The sequence below is a fragment of the Limosilactobacillus pontis DSM 8475 genome, assembly GCF_001435345.1.
Taxonomy (GTDB): domain Bacteria; phylum Bacillota; class Bacilli; order Lactobacillales; family Lactobacillaceae; genus Limosilactobacillus; species Limosilactobacillus pontis.
On sequence record NZ_AZGO01000038.1, the window covers coordinates 1 to 221 of the forward strand.

General features: G+C 43.9%; 1 protein-coding gene. It reads left to right on the top strand.

Annotated features, from left to right (window positions below; genetic code table 11):
• Positions 1-221, top strand: a 221-nt coding sequence (locus tag FD34_RS08340; RefSeq protein WP_157046887.1) for a helix-turn-helix domain-containing protein, incomplete at both ends; no start/stop codon positions are given.

The window sequence follows — 221 nt, forward strand, 5'->3', positions numbered from 1 at the left end:
TTATCATTCCAGAACCGCGTTGTCATTGAAACGCTTCATAATGAAGGACGTTCCTTGCGATACATCGCTAACTACTTAGGCTTTAGTAAGACCACGATTTTTAACGAACTTCACCGACTAAATGGTGAGTATCAGGCTGAGCTAGCGCAATCTGACTTCGAACGAAAGGTTGGTCAACGGGGGCGGAAGTCTTCGCTCACTAAAAACCTTAAACACTTGAT